Source organism: Diaphorobacter ruginosibacter, assembly GCF_014395975.1.
GTDB lineage: Bacteria > Pseudomonadota > Gammaproteobacteria > Burkholderiales > Burkholderiaceae_C > Diaphorobacter_A > Diaphorobacter_A ruginosibacter.
The window spans coordinates 358,491-375,769 of the sequence record NZ_CP060714.1; the positions used below are offsets into that span (position 1 = coordinate 358,491).

Annotated in this window: 17 protein-coding genes; 12 read left to right on the forward strand and 5 right to left on the reverse strand. The window is 65.4% G+C overall.

Annotation, left to right across the window (positions count from 1 at the left end):
* Nucleotides 1-44: 44 nt before the first annotated feature.
* Nucleotides 45-725: a ribulose-phosphate 3-epimerase gene (rpe, locus tag H9K76_RS01700; protein ID WP_187597884.1), complete on the forward strand. Its 681-nt coding sequence runs from the start codon at nt 45-47 to the stop codon at nt 723-725.
* A gap of 86 nt (nt 726-811) precedes the next feature.
* On the opposite strand, the gene H9K76_RS01705 is transcribed toward rpe, so the two are convergent.
* Nucleotides 812-1,174 (reverse strand): hypothetical protein, encoded by a 363-nt coding sequence (locus H9K76_RS01705; protein WP_187597885.1) that lies wholly within the window; start codon nt 1,172-1,174, stop codon nt 812-814.
* 209 nt (nt 1,175-1,383) lie between these two features.
* Here H9K76_RS01705 and H9K76_RS01710 point away from each other — a divergent pair, with 209 nt between their 5' ends.
* Nucleotides 1,384-2,085, forward strand: coding sequence for a phosphoglycolate phosphatase (locus tag H9K76_RS01710; RefSeq protein WP_187597886.1), 702 nt, complete (start codon nt 1,384-1,386; stop codon nt 2,083-2,085).
* 18 nt (nt 2,086-2,103) lie between these two features.
* Here H9K76_RS01710 and H9K76_RS01715 read toward each other — a convergent pair whose 3' ends face one another.
* The 3 genes from H9K76_RS01715 to H9K76_RS01725 form a co-directional block, all read right to left on the reverse strand.
* A complete protein-coding gene (locus tag H9K76_RS01715) occupies nt 2,104-2,619 on the reverse strand; it encodes a YegJ family protein (protein ID WP_187597887.1) in 516 nt (171 codons plus the stop codon).
* 38 nt (nt 2,620-2,657) lie between these two features.
* Entirely contained in the window at nt 2,658-4,412 is a 1,755-nt protein-coding gene (locus H9K76_RS01720; protein WP_187597888.1) for a methyl-accepting chemotaxis protein, read from the reverse strand.
* Between the two features lie 274 nt (nt 4,413-4,686).
* Nucleotides 4,687-5,259, reverse strand: a complete 573-nt coding sequence (locus tag H9K76_RS01725) for a chalcone isomerase family protein (protein WP_246475600.1) — start codon at nt 5,257-5,259, stop codon at nt 4,687-4,689.
* A 430-nt stretch (nt 5,260-5,689) separates the two neighbouring features.
* Between H9K76_RS01725 and trpE the strand changes: the two genes are divergently transcribed.
* From trpE to H9K76_RS01765, 8 genes are all read left to right on the forward strand, one after another.
* Nucleotides 5,690-7,189 carry an anthranilate synthase component I gene (gene trpE, locus H9K76_RS01730; RefSeq protein WP_187597890.1) on the forward strand — a complete coding sequence of 500 codons (1,500 nt, stop codon included), beginning with the start codon at nt 5,690-5,692 and terminating at the stop codon, nt 7,187-7,189.
* A gap of 2 nt (nt 7,190-7,191) precedes the next feature.
* The gene (locus tag H9K76_RS01735) at nt 7,192-7,545 is read left to right on the forward strand and encodes a chorismate mutase (protein ID WP_187597891.1); all 354 of its coding nucleotides are present in this window, start codon (nt 7,192-7,194) and stop codon (nt 7,543-7,545) included.
* 8 nt (nt 7,546-7,553) lie between these two features.
* The gene (locus tag H9K76_RS01740; protein ID WP_187600406.1) at nt 7,554-8,135 is read left to right on the forward strand and encodes an anthranilate synthase component II; all 582 of its coding nucleotides are present in this window, start codon (nt 7,554-7,556) and stop codon (nt 8,133-8,135) included.
* Nucleotides 8,136-8,300: 165 nt separating this feature from the next.
* Nucleotides 8,301-9,332, forward strand: a complete 1,032-nt coding sequence (trpD, locus tag H9K76_RS01745; RefSeq protein ID WP_187597892.1) for an anthranilate phosphoribosyltransferase — start codon at nt 8,301-8,303, stop codon at nt 9,330-9,332.
* Between the two features lie 25 nt (nt 9,333-9,357).
* Entirely contained in the window at nt 9,358-10,158 is an 801-nt protein-coding gene (trpC, locus tag H9K76_RS01750; protein WP_187597893.1) for an indole-3-glycerol phosphate synthase TrpC, read from the forward strand.
* A 179-nt stretch (nt 10,159-10,337) separates the two neighbouring features.
* Nucleotides 10,338-11,102: a right-handed parallel beta-helix repeat-containing protein gene (locus H9K76_RS01755; RefSeq protein ID WP_223196274.1), complete on the forward strand. Its 765-nt coding sequence runs from the start codon at nt 10,338-10,340 to the stop codon at nt 11,100-11,102.
* A gap of 29 nt (nt 11,103-11,131) precedes the next feature.
* Nucleotides 11,132-12,634, forward strand: coding sequence for a fibronectin type III domain-containing protein (locus H9K76_RS01760; RefSeq protein ID WP_187597894.1), 1,503 nt, complete (start codon nt 11,132-11,134; stop codon nt 12,632-12,634).
* Between the two features lie 86 nt (nt 12,635-12,720).
* Nucleotides 12,721-13,473: a uracil-DNA glycosylase gene (locus H9K76_RS01765; RefSeq protein ID WP_187597895.1), complete on the forward strand. Its 753-nt coding sequence runs from the start codon at nt 12,721-12,723 to the stop codon at nt 13,471-13,473.
* 16 nt (nt 13,474-13,489) lie between these two features.
* Here the strand turns inward: H9K76_RS01765 and H9K76_RS01770 are convergent, their stop codons facing one another.
* A complete protein-coding gene (locus H9K76_RS01770; RefSeq protein ID WP_187597896.1) occupies nt 13,490-14,401 on the reverse strand; it encodes a LysR family transcriptional regulator in 912 nt (303 codons plus the stop codon).
* Nucleotides 14,402-14,626: 225 nt separating this feature from the next.
* Here H9K76_RS01770 and H9K76_RS01775 point away from each other — a divergent pair, with 225 nt between their 5' ends.
* Together H9K76_RS01775 and H9K76_RS01780 are read left to right on the forward strand one after the other, a co-directional pair.
* Entirely contained in the window at nt 14,627-15,598 is a 972-nt protein-coding gene (locus tag H9K76_RS01775; RefSeq protein WP_187600408.1) for a Bug family tripartite tricarboxylate transporter substrate binding protein, read from the forward strand.
* Nucleotides 15,599-15,614: 16 nt separating this feature from the next.
* Nucleotides 15,615-17,219 carry a gamma-glutamyltransferase family protein gene (locus H9K76_RS01780; protein ID WP_187597897.1) on the forward strand — a complete coding sequence of 535 codons (1,605 nt, stop codon included), beginning with the start codon at nt 15,615-15,617 and terminating at the stop codon, nt 17,217-17,219.
* Nucleotides 17,220-17,279 lie beyond the last annotated feature (60 nt).

The window sequence follows — 17,279 nt, forward strand, 5'->3', positions numbered from 1 at the left end:
GGCGGTGCGGGGCAAGGTCGGGACGCTGCTGCGACAATGGCGGCATGAGCTCCCAATTCCGCATCGCCCCCTCCATTCTCTCCGCTGACTTCGCCCGTCTGGGCGAGGAAGTGCGCGACGTGATCGCCGCCGGCGCCGACTGGATCCACTTCGACGTGATGGACAACCATTACGTGCCCAACCTGACGTTCGGCCCCATGGTCTGCCAGGCGCTCAAGCCCCATGCGAAGACCGCTGCCGGCGTGGCCGTGCCGGTGGATGTGCACCTGATGATCGAGCCGGTCGACGCGCTCGCGGCGGCGTTTGCCGATGCCGGTGCCGACTACATCAGCTTCCATCCGGATGCCTCGGCCCACGTGCACCGCAGCGTGCAGGCCATCAAGTCCAAGGGCGTGAAGGCCGGCCTGGTGTTCAACCCGGCAGCATCGCTCGACGTGCTGGACTGGATGATCGAGGAGATCGACCTCATCCTGATCATGAGCGTGAACCCGGGCTTTGGCGGCCAGAGCTTCATCGACTCCGCCCTGCGCAAGATCGAGGATGCGCGCAAGCGCATCGACGCGAGCGGCAAGGACATCCGCCTTGAAGTGGATGGCGGCGTGAAGGTCGACAACATCCGCCGCGTGGCCGACGCCGGCGCCGACACCTTCGTGGCCGGCAGCGCGATCTTCGGCAAGAGCGACTACGCCGCGGTGGTGCGGCAGATGCGCGAACAGCTGGCCTGACGGGGACGGCGCAAACCGCATGAATGCAACAGGAGGCGCCCCGGGCGCCTCCTGTTGCATTCAACCGCGAGGGCGATCAAGCCCGTTCAGTTGGGTGTGACGGTGGTCTCCGCGCGCAGCAGCAGGCCGCCACCCTCCACGGAGCCCGCAGCGGGCGTACCGCGCACACGTTCCTCGCAGGCTCGGCGGTCATCGGGCGTCTTGAACACGCCGCAGCGTGCGAGCGCATTGCGCTGCAGGGTGGCGTCGTCCGCGGTGGTCAGGGCGCCGGAGCGGGCGGCCTGTTTTGCGGCGGCCATTTCGCGCAGGCAGGCCTGGCGGTCGACGGGGCCATTGGCCGGGCACTTGTCACCCGCGCCTTGCGCGAACGTGGTGCCGGCCGCGCACAGCAGCAGAATGGCCGGAACCGTGCGCAAGGTGCTGGTAACTCGGGATGTGAAACGCATCATGGAACCTCCTGAAAAGTTATTCCATTGGATCTCCAATGGACCATCTGTTCTAGAGATCGAAGCTTACGGCGGGTATCCGCGCAATCTTGTCCGCTCGATTGTGTTCGCCGTGTCGGACAGGACGGACAATTGGCGGTTCGAGGGGATTTCCCATCCCGATTCACGTTTCCTATGAACAAGCACAACGGACAAGCAGAAAGGTAAGAGGTATGACCCTGGTTTCCGTGCCGCAATTGGTACAGCAAAGCACAGCCGCCATGATCGATCTGGATGGCACCATGGTGGACACCATCGGCGACTTCGCCAAGGCGGTGGATGCCATGCTCCAGGATCTGAGGCTGCCGGCCATCGATGCCGCGCGCATCGAGAACATGGTGGGGAAGGGGTCGGAGCATCTGCTGGTCTCGGTGCTCACCTGCGTGCTGGGCGAGAGAGGGCAGGAAGACGCGGCCGCACAGGCCGAAGCCCTCCTGCCGCAGGCGCTTGAAAGCTACCAAAGGCACTACGAGCGGATCAACGGACAGTACTCGCGTGCGTATCCGGGCGTGGTCGAGGGGCTGGAGGCGCTGCAGGCCCGGGGGCTGAAGCTCGCGTGTCTGACCAACAAGCCGACGGCATTCGCGATCGAGCTGCTGGCCGCCAAGGGGCTGCGGACGTATTTCAGCTGCGTGTTTGGCGGTGACGCGTTCGAGCGCAAGAAGCCCGATCCCATGCCGCTTCTCAAGACCTGCGAGGCGCTCGGAACGACGCCTGCGCAGACCTTGATGGTCGGGGACTCCAGCAATGATGCGCGAGCAGCGCACGCGGCGGGCTGCAAGGTGGTGCTGGTGACCTACGGCTACAACCACGGCGAGCCGATCCGCGGCGTCGATGCGGACGGCTTTGTGGACTCGCTTGCGGAACTGGCCTGAGTCGGCCCGGAATGATGCTCAGTCGTCGCAGGACAGGCCGTATTGCTTCTTGAAGGCGGCCGCGCTGCTGGCGGATTCCCTGGTCAGCAGGGCGCAGGCGGTGAAGTTGCCCATCATCCGGCCCTTGGCCTCGTCCATGTACAGCCAGTCGACGATCTGCGTGCGTGCGAAGCTGACTTCATCGCCCGCCGAGTACTTGCGCACCAGCCGGGGCGTATTGCCGAGCGTGGCGGTGAAGCGGTCGCCCTCCTGCTCGAAATCGGTCACCCAGAAGTACTCGGTGTTTCTCCCGTCGGACAGGCCCACCTTGAGCGCGTAGTTGTCCGTGCCGTCGGCCGGGTTGGCGGCCTTCTTCAGGAATTCGGAGAGGGTCTTGCGCGCCTTGTCGAAGGCCTTCTGCATGGCCGGGTCCTCGTCCTTCATGGTGACGATCTCGTCGCGCGCGGCCTTCTCGGAGAGGTCCTTGGCCTGCACGAGCGGCGCGGCGAGCGCCAGCGCTGCCGCGGCGCACAGGATCCATGGGTGCTTCTTCATTGTCATTCCTTGCCCTCGGGTGGTGCGTGTTCGCGCTCTCAGAAGCTCTCCCAGTGGTCATGGGCGTCGGCTGCAGCATTGCGGTCCTTGTTGCGCTGCACGGATGCCATCACCGGGGACACCGGAACCGCAGTTCCCTGGCTGTTCCGCTGCGTGAGCGATGCCGGGGCGGTTCTTGCGGGCGGGGCTCGGTGGCTCTCCGCAGCGAGCGAAGCTGGCTTGCGCAGAGGCAGCGCCTGCGAGCGCTGTTCATGTTCCTGCGAGATCCGGAACACGGCGACAGCCTGCACCAGCTGAGCGGCCTGGGTCTTCAGGCTGTCGGCTGCCGCGGCGCTTTCCTCGACCAGCGCTGCATTCTGCTGCGTCGCGTGGTCCATCTGCGTGATGGCCTCGCCGACCTGGCTCACGCCGGCGCTCTGCTCGCTGCTGGCCGCGCTGATCTCGCCCATGATGTCGGTGACGCGGCGGATGGCCGTGACCACTTCGGTCATCGTCGCGCCGGCCTTGTCCACGAGGAGCGTGCCTTGCTCGACGCGCTCCACGCTGGCCGTGATCAGCGCCTTGATCTCCTTGGCGGCTTCCGCGCTGCGCTGTGCAAGGCTTCGCACCTCGCCGGCAACCACGGCGAAGCCCCGGCCCTGTTCGCCCGCGCGTGCGGCCTCCACGGCGGCATTCAGCGCCAGGATGTTGGTCTGGAAGGCTATTCCGTCGATCACACCGATGATGTCGGCGATCTTGCGGCTCGAATCGTTGATGCCCTTCATGGTGTCCACGACCTCGGCCACGACCTGGCCGCCTTCGACCGCCACGGAACTGGCGTTCATGGCGAGGTGGTTGGCCTGGCGCGCGTTGTCGGCGTTCTGGCGTACCGTGGACCCGAGCTCCTCCATGGATGCCGCGGTCTCCTCGAGTGCGCTGGCCTGCTGTTCGGTGCGCACGGAGAGGTTGTTGTTGCCCTCCGAGATTTCCGTGCTGGCGATGGCCACGCTTTCCGCGTTGGCGCGCACACCGGATACCAGTTGCGAGAGGTTGCTCTGCATGTGCTGCAGCGCCTGCAGCAGGCGCGCGGCCTCGTCCTTGCCATCGGCGTCAATGGGCTGCGTGAGATCGCCCTCCGCAATCTGTCCCGCACGCTGTGCGGCGAGCTGCAGGGGGCCGGTGATGGAGCGTGTGAGCAGGTAGGACAGCACAATGCCCAGCAGCAGTGCCACGATGGTGGCGGCGATGACGATCCGGCGCCCTTGCGTGGCCTTCTGCTCGGCCTCGTCTCGGGTGCGTTCGTAGAGCATCAGCTGCCTTTCCTCCATGCGGTCGATGGCGCCGATGTAGGCCTCGGCCAGCGGCCGGAGCTCGCGCTCTACTGGGTCCGAGACATCCTGGCCAGCGCTGTGCTGGCTGAGCAGTGTCTCGCGTACCTTGCGATAGGCCTCACGTGCCGTGTCGACCTGCTTGAGCAGTTCCGCTCCTTCGCCGGAAACCAGGTCCACCAGGGTCTTGCGGGCGATGTCGGTGGCTTCGACGGTCTTGCGGATGTCTTCCTTCCAGCTCGGAAGGTTCCCGATATCCGAGTCGAGCAGCGCGGTTTGCGTGCGCAGCCAATTCTGTTCTACGGCGTCATGCCACTTGATGGCCGCGCGAAGGCGGTCGTTGTCCACCGTGGTGAGCTGGCGCGTGGTGTCGGCAAGCTCCTGCAGTCGCCACACACCCATGCCGGCAATCACCAGCGTAATCAAGAGAATCAGGCTGAAGGCAAAGCCCAGGCGCACACCTACCTTGGCGTTGGCAAATTTCATCAAGCAGTTCCTCCGGGCAGACGTCGAGGGCGGGAAGCCCCCGATTTGGCAATAGTTTCTAACAATAAACGCAAATTGAAAAACGCGCGACGGTGCGAATCTGAGGCTTTTTGGAGACATGGCCCGCCGTGACGGAGCATGTCTCCCTGGCTGCCGACGACGGCCGTACGTGCCGTGCGCAGTTTTACTGCTGAATTCGCTCCAATACGCTCATCGTGCAATTCAATTGGCGATTATTTGTCAATTTATGTCATTGCCTGCCAGTCCTGCCATGTCAAGCGGGTTTGCCGAGCAGGGCGTCCTTCAGTTTCCAGTCGGCGGGCTGCGGTCCCAGCCAGATGCCCAGGAGCGCGTTGAAGAATTCCGGCTCCTTGAACGGCTCGCCCTGCTTCTGGTCGCGCACGGTGATCACCGTGCCGGTGCCGGGCAGCCAGTCCACCATGAACTGGTCCCCCGCGAGCAGCTTCTTGTGCTCGGAGAAGATCTGGCTCATGCGCAGCACGCCGGGAACCAGCTTGGAGAAGGCGGCCTTGTCCATGTTGTCCTCCATGCCGCGCGAGAACAGCTTGCCCAGCTCGGCGGAATCGATGTCACGCAGCATGTGGACCACCAGCCGCTTCTTGCCTGATTGGGCGAACACCTCGGCCGGGGCGTGCGCTGCCTTTTCGAGGTAGAGCGCGGCCGCATAGACCTTGAAGACGGCCTTGTAGCGGATGCCGGCGCCGTTGAGTTCCAGTGGGGTCTGTTGCACCTGCAGCGTGGACGGGAACTTGACGCCGGCCACTTCAATGGAGTCGGCTGCGCCGGCCCACGGCGAAATCGACCAGGCCAGGGGGCTCAGCACCATGGCGCGACGGATGGAGGAGGTCATCATTGTCTCCGTGATGAAAAAGAACGGTCGTGCTTTTGTATTAACAGTGTGAAACAAAATGAGAGGTGCATCCACAGGGTTTTCTCGCGGTCCGAGGCCGTTTTTCCCCGGGATTCCGTGTTCCACCCTCCCTATTCAGTGCATGCGCCACGAAATGTCATCGAGACTTGCTACACTGATGCTCATATGTTCATTCATCGCATTTCGATTGCAGGTTCTGGAGACCGGGGAGCTTGGCCCTGGCGTAAGCCTGCGCCATCGATGTCGTGACAGCACCTGGGGCACCCCCGGCGTGCGCCCGTCGCTTCCCCCGAGGAAGCGGAAAAATGAATGAACCCGCAACACATCCCCACACCGCCATGTACAGAGCGCGGATCACCTGTGTTGCAGAGCTGGGAACTCTCCTGTGATCACAGAACTTGAATTCAAAAGCCTGGCCGCCGACGGCTACAACCGCATCCCGCTGATCGCGGAAGCCTTTGCGGATCTCGAAACCCCTCTCTCGCTGTACCTCAAGCTGTCGCACGCACGCGGCGACGGCACGAACAGCTTTCTGCTCGAATCCGTGGTGGGCGGAGAGCGCTTCGGGCGCTACAGCTTCATCGGCCTGCCCGCGCGCACGCTGCTGCGCGCCAGCGGCTTCGGCAGTGCCGCAAGGACCGAGGTCGTCACCGACGGCAAGGTGGTGGAGGCGGCAGGGGGCAACCCGCTCGACTTCATCGCCGACTACCAGAAGCGCTTCAAGGTGGCCCTGAGCGCAGGCCTGCCGCGCTTCTGCGGGGGCCTCGCGGGCTACTTTGGCTATGACGCGGTGCGCTACATCGAGAAGAAGCTGGAGAACAGCTGCCCGCCCGATGCGCTGGGCTGCCCCGACATCCTGCTGCTGCAGTGCGAGGAGGTCGCCGTCATCGACAACCTGTCGGGCAAGCTCTATCTCATCGTCTACGCGGATCCCGCGCAGCCCGAGGCCTATTCCAGGGGCAAGAAACGCCTGCGCGAGCTGAAGGAGCAACTGAAGTATTCGGTGAGCGCGCCCGTCGTGCGAGCCACCGAGCACCATCCCGCCGAACGCAGCTTCGCCAAGGACGACTACCTGAAGGCCGTGGCGGAAGCCAAGGAACTGATCGCCGCGGGCGACTTCATGCAGGTGCAGGTGGGCCAGCGCATCCACAAGCGCTACACCGAGAGCCCGTTGAGCCTGTACCGCGCGCTGCGTTCCCTGAACCCGTCGCCGTACATGTACTACTACAACTTCGGCGACTTCCAGGTGGTGGGTGCAAGCCCCGAGATCCTCGTGCGCCACGAGGCCGTGCCCGAGGGCCACAAGGTCACGATCCGCCCGCTCGCAGGCACACGCCCGCGCGGCGCGACGCCAGAGAAGGACAAGGCCACCGAGCAGGAACTGATCAACGATCCCAAGGAGCGCGCGGAGCACGTGATGCTCATCGACCTGGCGCGCAACGACATCGGCCGCATCGCCAAGACCGGCACCGTGAAGGTGACGGAGGCCTTTGCGGTGGAGCGATACAGCCACGTGATGCACATCGTGAGCAACGTCGAGGGCATCCTGAACGACGGCATGACCAACATGGACGTGCTCAAGGCCACGTTCCCCGCGGGCACGCTCACGGGTGCGCCCAAGGTGCATGCGATGGAGATCATCGACCGGCTCGAGCCCACGAAGCGCGGCATCTACGGCGGCGCCTGCGGCTACCTGAGCTACGCGGGCGACATGGACCTGGCGATCGCGATCCGCACCGCCATCGTCAAGGACGGCATGCTCTACGTGCAGGCCGCGGCCGGCGTGGTGGCGGACTCGGTGCCGGAATTGGAATGGAAGGAAACCGAGCACAAGGCGCGTGCGCTCGTGCGTGCATCGGAGCTGGTGGAAGAAGGACTCGAGTGAACATGGCCCGCGCAATTGACAAGGTGAAGAACTGCGAAACGATGACCGAGGTACGGGCCGGCGTGAATGCGCTGGACGACATCCTGGTGCCGCTGCTCGTGGAGCGTGGCGGCTACATGACGCAGGCGGCCAAGGTGAAGAACGACGAGAACCTCGTCTATGACCAGGACCGCATCGACGCCATCATCGAACGCGTGCGGCCCCAGGCCGAACGCGAAGGCGGCAACGCCGACCTCATCGAGCGCCTCTACCGCGCGATGATCACCTGCTACATCGACTACGAACATGAGGAACTGGCGCGCATGCGCGCCGCGGGGCTGAAGCCCCGTACCGCATCGGGGAGCAATGCATCATGAGCTCGAAGATCCAACTTCTGATGGTGGACAACTACGACAGCTTCACCTACAACATCGTGCAATACCTCGCCGAACTGGGCGCGCAGGTGCACGTGGTGCGCAACGACGAAGCCACGCTGGACGAGGTGAAGGCGCTCGTCGAGCGCGAAGGCATCACCCGCATCGTGATCTCGCCCGGTCCGTGCTCGCCGAACGAGGCGGGCATTTCCGTCGAGACCATCAAGCACTATGCGGGCAAGCTGCCGGTGCTGGGCGTGTGCCTTGGGCACCAGGCCATTGGCGCGGCGTTCGGCGGCGACATCATCCGCGCAGGCCAGCAGATGCATGGCAAGACCAGCGTGATCGCAACCGACCAGAAGGGCGTCTTCGCGGACCTGCCCAAGGAGTTCACGGTGAACCGCTATCACTCGCTGGTGATCGACCGCAAGACCTGCCCCGACGTGCTCGAGGTCACCGCGACCAGCGAGGACGGCGAGATCCAGGGCGTGCGCCATCGCACGCTGGCCGTGGAGGGCGTGCAATTCCACCCGGAGAGCATCCTCACGGAGCACGGCCATGCCATGCTGCGCAACTTCCTCGAACAGAGATGAAACACCCCCTGAGGCGCTTCGCGCCTTCCCCCTCTCTCTTCGCGCCGCGCGCTACGGGAGGGGGACGCAGCCTCGCTGCGGGGCTGCCCGCGCACGGGCCGCGCCGGGTTCAGGCGTTGCGCCATTGAAATCTGAAAGCACACGAACATAGAAAGAGACGCCAGCATGTCCATCACCCCGCAGGAAGCGCTGCAGCGCACCATCGAACACCGCGAGATCTTCCACGACGAGATGCTGCATCTGATGCGCATGATCATGAGCGGCGAGATGTCGCCGGTCATGACGGCGGCCATCGTCACCGGCCTGCGCGTCAAGAAGGAAACCATCGGCGAGATCTCGGCTGCGGCCGAGGTGATGCGCGAGTTCTCCAACAAGGTCAACGTGGCGAGCAAGAAGCATTTGGTCGACATCGTCGGCACCGGTGGCGACGGCGCGAACACGTTCAACATCTCCACCTGCTCCACCTTCGTGATCGCGGCGGCCGGCGGCAAGGTCAGCAAGCACGGCGGGCGCAGCGTGAGCAGCAAGTCGGGCAGCGCGGACGTCATGGAGGCGCTGGGCGTGAACATCAACCTCAAGCCCGAACAGATCGCGCAGAGCATTGCCGATGTGGGCATCGGCTTCATGTTCGCCCCCAATCACCATCCCGCGATGAAGAACGTGGCGCCGGTGCGCAAGGAGCTCGGTGTGCGCACCATCTTCAACATCCTCGGCCCGCTGACCAATCCCGCGAGCGCGCCCAACATCCTGATGGGCGTGTTCCACGAAGACCTGGTCGGCATCCAGGTGCGCGCACTGCAGCGCCTGGGCGCCGAGCATGCCATCGTCGTGTACGGCCGCGACGGGCTGGACGAGATCAGCCTTGGGGCGGGCACGTTGGTGGGCGAGCTCAAGGACGGCGTGGTGCGTGAGTACGAGGTTCACCCCGAAGACTTCGGCCTGCGCATGGTCGGCACCCGCGCCTTCCGCGTGGAGACGCCCGAGGAATCCAGGGCCATGCTGATGGGCGTGCTCAAGGGCGACCAAGGCCCGGCGCGCGATATCGTGTGCCTGAATGCCGGGGCGGCGCTGTATGCGGCGAACGTGGCCTCCTCTCTCGAGGACGGCCTCGCGCGGGCGCAGGCGGCGCTCGATAGCGGCGCGGCGCTCAGGAAGCTCGAAGAGCTGGTGGCGTTCACACAGAAATTCGCGGCCTGAACGCGGTAGCAAAGGATCTCATTTCATGTCCGACATTCTGAAAAAAATCTGCGAAGTCAAGGTCGAGGAGGTCGCCGCGGCCAAGAAGCGCATGTCCTTCGAGGACATGCGCCGCGACGCCGAGAGCCGCGTGCTCACACGCGACTTCGTCGGTGCGCTCAAGGCCAAGATCGCAAAGAACCAGGCCGCGGTGATCGCCGAGGTGAAGAAGGCCAGTCCGAGCAAGGGCGTGATCCGCGCCGACTTCATTCCCGCCGACATCGCGCAGAGCTATGCCGAGGGGGACGGCAAGGTGAACGCGGCCTGCCTCTCTGTGCTGACCGATCGCCAGTTCTTCCAGGGCCAGCCCGACTACCTGAAACAGGCGCGCGCCAGCTGCCTGTTGCCCGTGCTGCGCAAGGATTTCATGGTCGACCCCTACCAGATCTACGAGTCGCGCGCGATGGGCGCGGACGCGGTCCTGCTGATCGCAGCCTGCCTCGACGATGCGCAGATGGTGGAGATGGAAAACATCGCGCGTTCGCTCGACATGGCCGTGCTGGTGGAAGTGCACGACGCCGAGGAGCTTGACCGCGCGCTCCAACTCAAGACGCCGCTCCTGGGCATCAACAACCGCAACCTGCGCACATTCGAGGTGAGCCTGCAGACCACGCTCGACCTGCAAAAGCGCGTCTCGGCCGACAAGCTGCTGGTGACCGAGTCCGGCATCCTGACACCGGAGGATGTGAAAACCATGCGCGATGCGGGCGTGAACGCCTTCCTCGTCGGCGAGGCCTTCATGCGCGCGGACGAGCCGGGCGAGGCGCTGGCCAAGCTGTTTGGCTGAGGCACTGCGCGGGCCTGCTTTCTCCCGACTCCCATAGCCTGCAAGGGCCCGCCGCAGCGGGTTTGCAGGCTATTTTATTTTTGGTTTTGATAGTTAAAAATTTTAAAACGGGCTCCGCCGCGCCATTACTTTTTGCAACATACTACGACCATCAATAGCAATCAACAAGAGATGGGGACATGCATATGCAATCGAATTCGCGCGGCCTTTCCCGTGTCCGGCTCCATGTGCAACTCGCGTGCGCGGCCCTGCTGCTCGCCTCCACCGCGGTGCACGCCCAGGCCACCCGCACCTGGGTTTCGGGCGTGGGTGACGACGTCAACCCCTGCAGCCGGACTGCACCATGCAAGACGTTTGCAGGCAGTATCAGCAAGACAGCGGCTGGGGGAGAAATCAGCGTGCTGGATCCGGGCGGGTTCGGTACGGTCACGATCACCAAGGACATCACCATTGATGGCAATAAAGGTGCCGTCGGCAGCATCGTGTTTTCGTCCACCAACGGCATCAACATCAACGCGGGAACCGGCACGGTGGTGCTGCGCAACATCGAGCTCAATGGGGCGGGCACGACGCGTGGATTCAACGGCATCAGGATCCTGAAGGCGGGCAAGGTGTTCATCGAGAACGTGCGCATGAGCACGGCCTCGAATGCCGGCATCCTGGTAGATAGCGGCGCACAGGCGACCGTGTTCGTGGACCGGTCATCGCTGGTCGATGTGAGCGGCGCTCCCGCGTCCGGCGCGGATGGTGCGGCCATCCAGGTCCTGGATGCCGCCAGCACCGTGTATGTCTCCAACACCACGATCTTCGGCAACTACAAGGCGTTCAGCACGTCCGCGAACGGGACGACGCTGTCGGGCGGCAAGATCATTTCCTTCAACAACAATCGCACGGAAGGCAATTCGCAGCCGAGCACGCCCACCGACGTGGTCTACGAACGCTGATCTGCAGCACTCACTCAGGGTCACAAGCCATGAACAGTCTCAGGTCATCCAGCGCTGCGTTGGTCGTGCTGGCATGTGCATCGCTGGGCCCGGCCCGTGCGGCCGAACTGGTCGTCAACGGCGGGTTCGAGCAGAACGGTGGAGCGGGCTCGCAAGGCTTCACCGGGTGGACCAGTGCCTCCCAACCTGGATCCCAAGGCGGATTCTTCGCGCAGCAAGGAACCAAGGGCGCACTCACGCCGGTGGCGGTTCCCTCTCCCATCGAGGGCAGCTATGCGGCCATGAGCGATCAGCCCGGGCCGGGCAGCCATGTGCTGTACCAGGATATCGCCATTCCCTCGGGGCAGCAGCAGGTCATGCTGAACGCGCGCGTGTTCGTCCGGAATGCGGCGCCGCTGGCTGCCGCTCCGGCATCGCTCGATTTCAGCGGCTCGGCTCCCAACCAGCAGGCGCGCATCGATGTGATGCAGCCGTCGGCTGCACTCGACGATGTGGGTTCGGGCGTGCGGGCCAATGTGTTCCAGTGGCCCGCCTCCGGTGCGCCCGGCCACCCGGTGGGGAGCAGCGGCTACCAGGACGTATCCCTTGACCTCACTGCCTATGCGGGACAGACGGTGCGCCTTCGCATTGCGGAAGTGGACAACCGCCAGAGCCTGTTCTTCGGCGTCGATGCAGTCAGTGTCGTTGCCGTTGCGCCAGGGGCCCTGCCGGCGCCGACCGGCACACAGCTCTTTGCCCAGGGCTCCACGGCCACGCTTGAAGTGACGCCCGTGACCCCCGCGCCAGGCACGACGATCACGGGCTATGTCGCCCAATGCACGCCGCAGGGGGGCGGAGCCGTGGTGACGGGGACGTCGAGCGGCACCAGCATCGCGCTCAGCGGCCTGACGGCGGGCGTGGCCTACAGCTGCCAGGTCGCTGCTCAAAGCGGCTCGGCCACCGGCACGTTCTCGCCGCCGGTTCACTACACGCAACCTGTCACGGGCGCCGCGGTGAGCACGCCGGGCGGCGGGATCGCCGCGGTGCAGCTTGCGGGGCCCGGCGGCGGTGCGACCTCAGGCGTGCTCGAATCGGTGGTGATCGAGCCGGTTGCAGCCACCACGCCGACCTTGCCCACGAGCGATGCCACCTTCCCGTTCGGGTTGATCGCGGTGCGCGTGAGCGGTGTGGCTGCCGGTGCGCAGGTGCAGTTGCAGGTGGACCTGCCGGGCGCCATCCCGCAGAACGCACAGTACTGGAAATATGGCCCCACCCAGCAGAAGCCCGGTGCGCACTGGTATCCGTTCGCGGGGTCTGCGAGCCTGTCCGGAAATCGCCTGACGCTCACGCTCACCGACGGCGAAGACGGGGACGACGACCTGCTCAAGAACGGTGTGATCGTCGATCCCGGCGGCATCATGGTTCCCAACGCTTCATCGTCGGCTGCGACGGCGGTTCCCGTGTGGAGCACGGCGGGATGGCTGCTTGCTTCGCTCGCGCTGCTGGGAGCGATGTTCAGCTGGAATCGCCGCGCCGCAGTCGTGAGGCGCTGAATCGGAACGCGGGAAACGGATGCATCGGCGATGCATCCGTTATCCTCGGGGCACCGCTGAGCCCAACGCTTCAGCCACCCGACCGCATGAGCCCTTCTGACACCTTCTCTCCCGCTGGCGGTGCCTCCGCCGCCTTGCCAGCATCTACCCAGCTCACCAGCGCCCAACCGGCCGACTGGCCCGTCGCCGCGGGCTGGCAGCCCCTGGTGGATGAATTCTTCGCGAGCCCCAGGGGGCAGTCGCTGCTGGCGTTCCTCCAGTCGCGGCTGGAGGCCGGTGCGGTGATCTTCCCGCCCGAACCCCTGCGCGCCTTGAGGCTCACGCCGCCCGAGGACGTGCGGGTCGTGATCCTGGGCCAGGATCCGTACCACGGGCGCGGGCAGGCGGAAGGCCTGGCATTTTCTGTGGCCCCTGGTGTGCGCCTGCCGCCTTCGCTGCAGAACATCTTCAAGGAGATGCAGCGCGACCTGGGCGTGGCGTTTCCGCCGTTTCCCCAGCCGGGAGGCAGCCTGGTGAAGTGGGCCACGCATGGCGTGCTGCTGCTCAACACCTGCCTCACGGTGGAAGAGGGACAGGCCGCAAGCCATTCGGGCAAGGGCTGGGAGCTGCTGACCGACGCGGTGATCCGCCACATCGCGGAGGGCGAGAGGCCCGTGGTGTTCATGCTCTGGGGCAGCCACGCGCAGTCCAAGCGCGCGTTCATCCCGCAGGATCGCGGGCATCTGGTGCTGACGAGCAACCATCCCTCGCCGCTGTCCGCATTGCGCCCGCCTGTGCCGTTCATCGGCAACGGTCATTTCAGCCAGGCGCGCGCGTTCCGCGAGGCGAACGGGCTGTAATCCATCGGCGCCCTGTTCAATCGGCTTGCAGGCGGCTGATCAGCAACTCCAGGAACTCCCGCATCGCGGGCTGCAGCGCGCGGCCCGCGAGGGTCTGCACCTCGATATCGCGCAGGCCCATGCCTTCATCCGACAGAGGCTTCACGATCAGCTCGCCGCGTGCCACCAGGTGGCGCACGCTGACCTCGCTGGAGACGCTGACGCCGCCGCTGTACTGCACGAACTTGAGCAGGGTCTTGGCATGGTTGCTGACCAGCATGGGGTCGAGCGCGAGTTCCTGGCGTGCGCAGGCCATGTCGATCACCTTGCGCACGGCGAGCTCGGCGGGAGGCAGCGCCAGCGGATAGCGCGTGAGCTCGGCCAGGGTGACGCTCCGCTTGCGGGCGAGCGGATGCCCGGGCGGCAGGATCGCCACGACAGGCGCCGATTGCCGATGCACGACGCGGATGTCCTTCATTGGCGCAAGGCTGAAGCACAGGCCGATGTCGGCGTCGCCCATGAGGATGTTGCGGGGGACCTGCGCGGTGGCGCTGACCAGCACCTCGAAGCGCACGCCGGGGTAGTCCTGCCGGAACTGGGCGCACACATGCGGTACGAGTTCGTTGGCGAATGCGTCGGAGGTGGCGATGCGTACGGCGCCGCTCTGGAGGTGGGCCAGGGCATGGATGGCTTCGACGGCCTGCTCGGCTTCCTGGCCGATGCGCCGCGCGTGCTGCGCAAGAATCTCGCCTGCGGCCGTGGGCACCATGCCGCGTGCATGGCGCTCGAAGAGCGCGGTATCGAGTTGCGACTCCAGGCTGGCGATCTGGCGGCTGATGGCCGAAGTGGCCACATGCAGGCGTTCGGAGGCCAGGCTGACCGAGCCGCATTGCACCACTTCCAGGAAGTAGCGCAGGGCAGTGTCCTGCAACTGGTGGATGGCTGACATGCGATTTCAATGGTTTGCCGGATGTGATTGCGCTGATTGTGAAGCATTGCCGTTCCGGCAAATCCGATTTGCTGAATTTCTGATGGTTGCAAGCAGCTCCGGTGCATAAGATAGACGCTCCTTTTTCACGATCGAGGGCGAGCCATGAACCCATCTTCTGCCGCAAAACCGCACGCCGTGCCCGCTGTGGCTGCACTGAATCGGCGCACGCTGCTCATCCATTCGATGGCGGCGGGCGTGCTGGCGGCAGGCATGGGGACCGGCGCTGGCGCATGGGCGCAGCAGCCTGCAGAGGCGGCATGGCCGGGCAAACCGGTCCGGGTGATCGTTCCGTTTCCGTCGAGCGGTGCCACCGATCTGATCTCGCGCGTGATCGCGCAGCGCGTGTCGCAGGATCTCGGCCAGCAGTTCGTCATCGACAACAAGCCCGGCGCGGGCGGCACGATCGGTGCCGCCGAGGCTGCCAAGGCGGCCGCCGACGGCTACACGCTGCTGTTCACCACCAGCAGCACGCACGCGATCTCCCCGCACCTGATGCCGCGCCTTGCGTACAAGGTGGAGCAGGATTTCACGCCGATCGCCCACGTGGCGGATGCCGCCAGCGTGCTGCTGGTGACCCCCTCGCTGCCCGTCAAGAACGTGCAGGAGCTGATTGCCTACGCCAAGGCCAACCCCGGAAAGCTCAACTACGCGACCAGCGGCAATGGCACGATCGTGCATCTGAACGCGCTGGAATTCTCGGCGCGTGCGGGCGTCAAGCTCACGCACGTGCCCTACAAGGGGACGGCACAGTCGATCACCGATCTGGTGGCGGGCCAGGTGCATGTCCTGTTCGATTCCATTCCCACCGGCATGCCGCATGTCACCAGCGGACGCCTGCGTGCGCTGGCGGTCACCAGCGAGCACCGCAGCACGCTGGCGCCCGAGCTTCCGACGATCGCGGAGACGCTGCCCGGCTACTCGTCGGTCACCTGGTTCGGCGTCTATGGCCCGGCGGGCATGAAGCCCGAGCTGGTCCAGCGCGTCAATGCCGCATTCAACAAGGCAATCCAGAGCCCGGATGTCGCGGCCGCGCTCGCCAAGCTGGGAGCCGAGCCCGCGAGGCCGGAGACCCCCGCGCAGTTCCATTCCATGGTGAAGGCCGACAGCGCCCGCTGGGCCAAGGTCATCAAGGACAACAACATCACTCTCGACTAAAAAGGAAGAAGAGCCCATGTCTCCCACCATCCAGGATTGGGCGCTGCCCTACGCTTCCCATCGCTCTTCCGTGCTCGGCCGCAATGTGGTGAGCACGTCGCAGCCTCTGGCCGCGCAGGCCGGCCTGCGTATGCTGCTGGCTGGCGGCAACGCGGTGGACGCCGCGGTCGCAGCGGCCATGGCGCTCACCGTGGTCGAGCCTTCGGGCTGCGGCATCGGTAGCGACGCCTTCGCCATCCTCTGGGACGGCAAGGAACTGCATGGCCTGAATGCGTCGGGCCGTTCCCCGGCCGCGTGGACGCCCGAGTATTTCAAGCAGCTTGGCGGCATTCCCGAAAAGGGCTGGAACGCGGTGACGGTGCCCGGCGCGGTGTCCGCCTGGGTGGAGCTGTCGCGGCGCTTCGGCAAGCTGCCCCTCGAACAGGTGGCGCAGCCGGCGATCGACCTTGCGCGCAATGGCTTCCCGGTGTCGCCGGTGATCGCCACGCTGTGGGAGCTCGGTGCGCAGAAGCTGGGCACGCAGCCCGGGTTTGCGGAATGCTTCATGCCGCAGGGTCGCGCGATGCGTGCCGGCGAGATCTTCAAAAGCGAGGCCCACGCGCGCACGCTCGAACTGATTGCGCAAACGAAGGGCGAGGCGTTCTATCGGGGCGAGCTGGCGCAGAAGATGGCGGCTCACTCGCAGGCCAACGGCGGTGCGATGACGGTCGAGGACCTGGCGGCACACAAGGCCGACTGGGTCGGTACGGTGTCGCAGCCGTTCGGCGATTCGGTGATCCACGAGATCCCGCCGAATGGCCAGGGCATCGCAGCCCTGATGGCGTTGGGCATGCTTGATGAACTGGGCATCGGAGGCCAGCCGCTCGACAGCGCGGACACGGTGCACCTGCAGATCGAGGCGATGAAGCTCGCACTGGCCGACCTGCACGAGTACAACGCCGACATGGACCACATGCGCGTGAAGCCGCAGGAGGAACTGCTCAGCCGGGACTACCTGCGCGAGCGCGCGAAGCTCATCGACATCCGCCACGCCGGCAATCCGACCTATGGCGCCCCGCAGCGCGGCGGTACGGTGTACCTCGCGGCGGCCGACGCCAGCGGCATGATGGTGTCGTTCATCCAGTCCAACTACATGGGCTTCGGCTCGGGCGTGGTGGTTCCCGGCACGGGCATCAGCCTGCAGAACCGCGGCTGCGGCTTCACGACGCAAAGCGGTCATGCGAACGAGGTGGGACCGCGCAAGCGCCCGTCGCACACCATCATTCCGGCGTTCGCCATGAACGCAGACGGCACGCCGCAGATGGCCTTTGGCGTGATGGGCGGTCCCATGCAGTCGCAAGGCCACCTGCAGATGGCGGTGCGCGTGCTGCGCTACGGCCAGAACCCGCAGGCGGCGGCCGACGCGCCGCGCTGGCGCGTGACGGGAGCCAAGGGCGTGGCCGTCGAGCCCGCGTTCGATGCCGGGGTGCTGGCGGAGCTGCGCGCACGCGGCCATGCAATCACCGTGGAGGAAGGCAATGGCGTCTTCGCCTTTGGCGGTGCCCAGTTGATCCTGCGCGACGGCGATCACTATGTCGCAGGCTCGGATCCACGCAAGGACGGTCAAGCAGTCGCGTTCTGACGCTGCACCCATGGCGGTACGGACACCGTTGCCCGCTTCTGGCGGCATTGACTGACACGG

Excerpts from the sequence above, each read along its gene's own strand:
- rpe (WP_187597884.1), top strand. The coding sequence starts at position 45 with ATGAGCTCCCAATTCCGCATCGCCCCCTCCATTCTCTCCGCTGACTTC.
- H9K76_RS01705 (WP_187597885.1), bottom strand. The coding sequence starts at position 1,174 with ATGATGCGTTTCACATCCCGAGTTACCAGCACCTTGCGCACGGTTCCG.
- H9K76_RS01710 (WP_187597886.1), top strand. The coding sequence starts at position 1,384 with ATGACCCTGGTTTCCGTGCCGCAATTGGTACAGCAAAGCACAGCCGCC.
- H9K76_RS01715 (WP_187597887.1), bottom strand. The coding sequence starts at position 2,619 with ATGAAGAAGCACCCATGGATCCTGTGCGCCGCGGCAGCGCTGGCGCTC.
- H9K76_RS01720 (WP_187597888.1), bottom strand. The coding sequence starts at position 4,412 with ATGAAATTTGCCAACGCCAAGGTAGGTGTGCGCCTGGGCTTTGCCTTC.
- H9K76_RS01725 (WP_246475600.1), bottom strand. The coding sequence starts at position 5,259 with ATGGTGCTGAGCCCCCTGGCCTGGTCGATTTCGCCGTGGGCCGGCGCA.
- H9K76_RS01735 (WP_187597891.1), top strand. The coding sequence starts at position 7,192 with ATGGCCCGCGCAATTGACAAGGTGAAGAACTGCGAAACGATGACCGAG.
- trpD (WP_187597892.1), top strand. The coding sequence starts at position 8,301 with ATGTCCATCACCCCGCAGGAAGCGCTGCAGCGCACCATCGAACACCGC.
- trpC (WP_187597893.1), top strand. The coding sequence starts at position 9,358 with ATGTCCGACATTCTGAAAAAAATCTGCGAAGTCAAGGTCGAGGAGGTC.
- H9K76_RS01755 (WP_223196274.1), top strand. The coding sequence starts at position 10,338 with ATGCATATGCAATCGAATTCGCGCGGCCTTTCCCGTGTCCGGCTCCAT.
- H9K76_RS01760 (WP_187597894.1), top strand. The coding sequence starts at position 11,132 with ATGAACAGTCTCAGGTCATCCAGCGCTGCGTTGGTCGTGCTGGCATGT.
- H9K76_RS01765 (WP_187597895.1), top strand. The coding sequence starts at position 12,721 with ATGAGCCCTTCTGACACCTTCTCTCCCGCTGGCGGTGCCTCCGCCGCC.
- H9K76_RS01770 (WP_187597896.1), bottom strand. The coding sequence starts at position 14,401 with ATGTCAGCCATCCACCAGTTGCAGGACACTGCCCTGCGCTACTTCCTG.
- H9K76_RS01775 (WP_187600408.1), top strand. The coding sequence starts at position 14,627 with ATGGCGGCGGGCGTGCTGGCGGCAGGCATGGGGACCGGCGCTGGCGCA.
- H9K76_RS01780 (WP_187597897.1), top strand. The coding sequence starts at position 15,615 with ATGTCTCCCACCATCCAGGATTGGGCGCTGCCCTACGCTTCCCATCGC.